Annotated in this window: 2 protein-coding genes and 2 pseudogenes; all 4 read left to right on the forward strand. The window is 62.5% G+C overall.

Annotated features, from left to right (window positions below):
* On the forward strand, positions 1-667 hold a 667-nt coding region (locus tag ACSQ3I_RS27995), incomplete at its 5' end, for a methyl-accepting chemotaxis protein (RefSeq protein WP_436004438.1).
* A 166-nt stretch (positions 668-833) separates the two neighbouring features.
* A pseudogene (locus ACSQ3I_RS28000) lies at positions 834-1,367 on the forward strand (MCP four helix bundle domain-containing protein); the annotation flags it as partial.
* Positions 1,368-1,439: 72 nt separating this feature from the next.
* Positions 1,440-2,870, forward strand: a pseudogene (locus ACSQ3I_RS28005) (methyl-accepting chemotaxis protein); the annotation flags it as partial.
* A gap of 148 nt (positions 2,871-3,018) precedes the next feature.
* Positions 3,019-4,071 (forward strand): HAMP domain-containing protein (locus ACSQ3I_RS28010; protein ID WP_436004440.1); only part of this gene is annotated, 1,053 nt, incomplete at its 3' end.

Genomic DNA, 4,071 nt, shown 5'->3' on the forward strand with positions numbered 1-4,071 from the left:
CGTCGGCGCCATGCGCACCATTGCCGAGAAGATCTCCATCGTTCAGGAAATCGCTCGCCAGACCGACCTCTTGGCGCTGAACGCCGCCGTCGAGGCAGCGCGTGCCGGCGAACACGGCAAGGGTTTTGCCGTCGTCGCTTCGGAAGTCCGCAAGCTTGCCGAACGTTCGCAGTCGGCAGCAGCCGAAATCAGCGCCATGTCCGGTGATACGGTGCAGGCCGCACAGGAGGCCGGCGACATGCTCGGTCGTCTGGTGCCGGACATCCGCAAGACCGCCGAACTGGTTGCCGAAATCACCGCGGCCTGCCGCGAACAGGACATCGGTGCATCGCAGATCAACGAGGCGATCCAGCAGCTCGACAAGGTGACGCAGCAGAACGCCGGCGCCTCCGAGCAGATGTCGTCGACCTCGGAAGAATTGGCGGCGCAGGCGGAAGAACTGCAGACCTCCATCGCCTTCTTCAAGGTGGAGACAAGCAAGGGCCGCAGCAGCGCTTCGGCAAAGCCTGCCGCCCGCCCGATCAAGCAGGTGAGCAAGCCGCAAACGCAGAAATCGGCTTCGAGCCACAGTGTTTCGGCCCAGCAGGCCCGGATCAAGGGATTTGCGCTCGATCTCGCCCAGGGCGGACCGGATTCGGACGATCACGCCTTCCGGGAAAGCGCGTAACCGCCCAAACCCCGACAAGCAGCGACCCGCCTTCCGGGCGGGTCGTTTCCCAAATGAAAACGACTGCTCCGACATGTTTTCCGGCAACACCAAACGCCCTGTGCCGGAAATCGGGCCGGAGACCGTTCTCAAACCTTTCTGTACCGATCTTTTATGAGGAATTTCAATGCGCTTCACTATCAAGTCTAAACTCGGCCTTACATTTGGGCTGCTGATCATTTTGCTGGTCGTCACGGGTGGATACGGCGTTTACAGCCTTTCCAACCTCAACACTGCGGTTGGCGGCGTCATCCAGGGTCCGGCGCTGAGACTTGAAACGGCGCAGAACATCAGCCGTACGCAATTGCGCATTGCGCGGGCGCAGATGAGCATGGCAACCGCGACCCAGGTCGCCGATATCGAGCGTTACATTCTTGCCAGCGACGACAACCGCAAGGCTTTCGTCGAACAGATCGAATGGATGCAGAATGCGGTGACGACGGAAGCCAGCAAGAAGGGCTGGCAGGAAATCCGTGACCTCGCCGACAAGCTGTTTGCGATCGATGACCGGATCCGCAGCTTCTCCAAGGCCGGCAACAGCGCCGAGGCGGTTGCGATCGCCACCGGCGAAGGCCGTGCGGTGATGGACGAAATCGAAAAGATCATCGATGCCCGCGTCGAGACCAGCCGCTCCCTGATGACCAAGGCTGCCGACGAAACCAACGCGCAATACGAAACGACCCGCAACCTGATCTTCGCCCTGCTCGGTGCCGCCATTCTTATCAGCGTGATTGCCGCTGTCTGGATCGCCCTCGGAATCAACCGCGGCCTTAAGAAGGTTTCGCTGATTGCCAATGCCGTCGCCCTTGGCGATCTCAACCAGACCGTTGCCGTGACGACCAACGACGAAATCAAGGATCTCGTCGATACCGTCAACGCCATGACCGCCAATCTGCGGGAAGCGGCAAACGTCGCCAATCTCATCGCCACCGGCGATCTTTCGGTCGATGCCAAGGCCCTGTCGGACAAGGACGCGCTCGGTATCGCCATGCAGAACATGGTCGCCAACCTGCGCAACACCTCCAAGATCGCCGACCAGATTGCGGAAGGCGACCTCTCGGTCACTCCGAAGCCGTTGTCGAACAACGATACGCTCGGCAATGCCATGCTGAGCATGGTCACCAATCTGCGCGAGACCTCCGCCGTCGCCAACAAGATCGCCGATGGCGACCTGACCATCTCGCCGCAGCCGCTTTCCGACAAGGATACGCTCGGACTGGCACTGCAGAGCATGGTCGAGCGCCTGCGCGGCGTCGTGCGTGATGCCATGGTCGCGTCAAACAGCGTCTCCTCCGGCAGCCAGGAACTGTCGTCGTCCTCCGAGCAGGTCTCGCAGGGTGCAACGGAGCAGGCCGCATCCGCCGAAGAGGCTTCCGCCTCGATGGAAGAGATGGCCGCAAACATCAAGCAGAACGCCGACAACGCCGCCCAGACCGAGAAGATCGCTCGCCAGTCCGCCAAGGATGCGGAAATGAGCGGCGAAGCGGTCAACCGCGCTGTTGGCGCGATGCGCACCATTGCCGAGAAGATCTCCATCGTTCAGGAAATCGCTCGCCAGACCGACCTGCTGGCCCTGAACGCCGCCGTCGAGGCAGCGCGTGCCGGCGAACATGGCAAGGGTTTTGCCGTCGTGGCCTCGGAAGTCCGCAAGCTCGCGGAACGCTCGCAGTCGGCAGCAGCCGAAATCAGCTCGATGTCGAGCGACACGGTCAAGGCTGCACAGGAAGCCGGCGACATGCTCGGCCGCCTGGTGCCCGACATCCGCAAGACCGCCGAACTGGTCGCCGAGATCACCGCGGCCTGCCGCGAGCAGGACATCGGCGCGGCCCAGATCAACGAGGCGATCCAGCAGCTCGACAAGGTGACGCAGCAGAATGCCGGCGCCTCCGAGCAGATGTCATCGACCTCGGAAGAGCTGGCAGCGCAGGCGGAAGAACTGCAGACCTCCATTGCCTTCTTCAAGGTGGATACCAGCGGCGTCCGCGCACAGGAGCGCGCTCCGGTCAAGGCCGCCAAGCCTGCCAAGCCAGTCGCACGGCAGCCGCAGAAGCCTGTGCCGGGACAGACGATTGCCGGCCAGCAGGCCCGCGTCAAAGGTTTCGCGCTGGATCTCGCCCAGGGCGGTCCGGATGCGGACGACCTCGACTTCAGGGAAACGGCCTGAACCAAACACCAGCATCCCGGCCTCCGGGCCGGGATGCTGGAATGATCGAAAGAAAAGAAATGCCCTGCCGGATGTCCGGCCACCGGTGATCCCGGCTGAAACATCGCGTCACGCGTGAGACATCGCAACTGCATTGGGAGTCGGAATTATGCGCTTCACCATCAAGGCCAAACTGGTCGTCGCTTTCGGACTGCTGATTGCCGTGACCATCGGCTGCGCGGGTTTTGGAATGCATGGCGTCAACGAGATCGCCTCTATGCAGAGCGCCCTGCTGACCGGGCCGGTGCGCCAGGATGCCGACGCATCCAAGCTCGTTCATGCATTCGATTCCATGTCGCTCGCGAATGCCGACCTCCTGCTCTCCAGCAACAGCCAGGACATCAAGGTCGCCATCGAGGCGATCGAACATCATCATGCCGAGTTCAACGAGGCCCTCAAGCTGGGTGAAGAACACGCTCCGGCGGAATTCAAGGAAAAATGGGCTGAGATTCGCGAATTCTCCACAGGCTTCGCTGCCCTGAGCAGCCGCATCCGTGATCTGGCGCTCACCGGCCAGCACGACCAGGCCGTCGTCGTCAATCACACCGAGGGTGCGGCCGCGGTCAAAACGCTCAATGGCCTGACCGGGGAGCTTGCCTCGATGACACGTGCGGCAATCGCCGCCGAAGGCCAGGCTTCGGAAGCCGCATCCAACAATACGTTCTATGCCCTGATGGCCGCCGCGGCCGGCGGCGTGCTGTTGTCTATCGCCGCAGCGCTCTGGATCGGTCTTAGCATCACGCGTGGTCTCGCCAAGATCGGCGCTGCGGCCGATGCCGTCGCCATCGGCGATCTCGACCAGCGCATCGAGGTCAAGACCAATGACGAGATCAAGGATCTTGTCGAGACGATCAACGTCATGACCAGCAACCTGCGCAACACGGCAAACGTCGCCGACAGCATCGCCGCCGGCGACCTGAGCCACGATCCCAAGCCGCTGTCCGACAAGGATGCGCTGGGGCTTTCCATGCTCGCCATGGTCACCAACCTGCGCGCCAACGCAGCCATCGCCGATCAGATTGCCAACGGCGACCTGACGGTCTCCCCGCGACCGCTGTCCGACAAGGATACGCTGGGCCTGGCCTTGGAAAGCATGGTCGAACGCCTGCGCGGCGTCGTCGGCGACGCGCTTGCCGCCTCCGACAACGTCTCCGCAGGCAGC

Source organism: Rhizobium sp. LjRoot30 (genome assembly GCF_964253915.1).
Lineage (GTDB): Bacteria > Pseudomonadota > Alphaproteobacteria > Rhizobiales > Rhizobiaceae > Metarhizobium.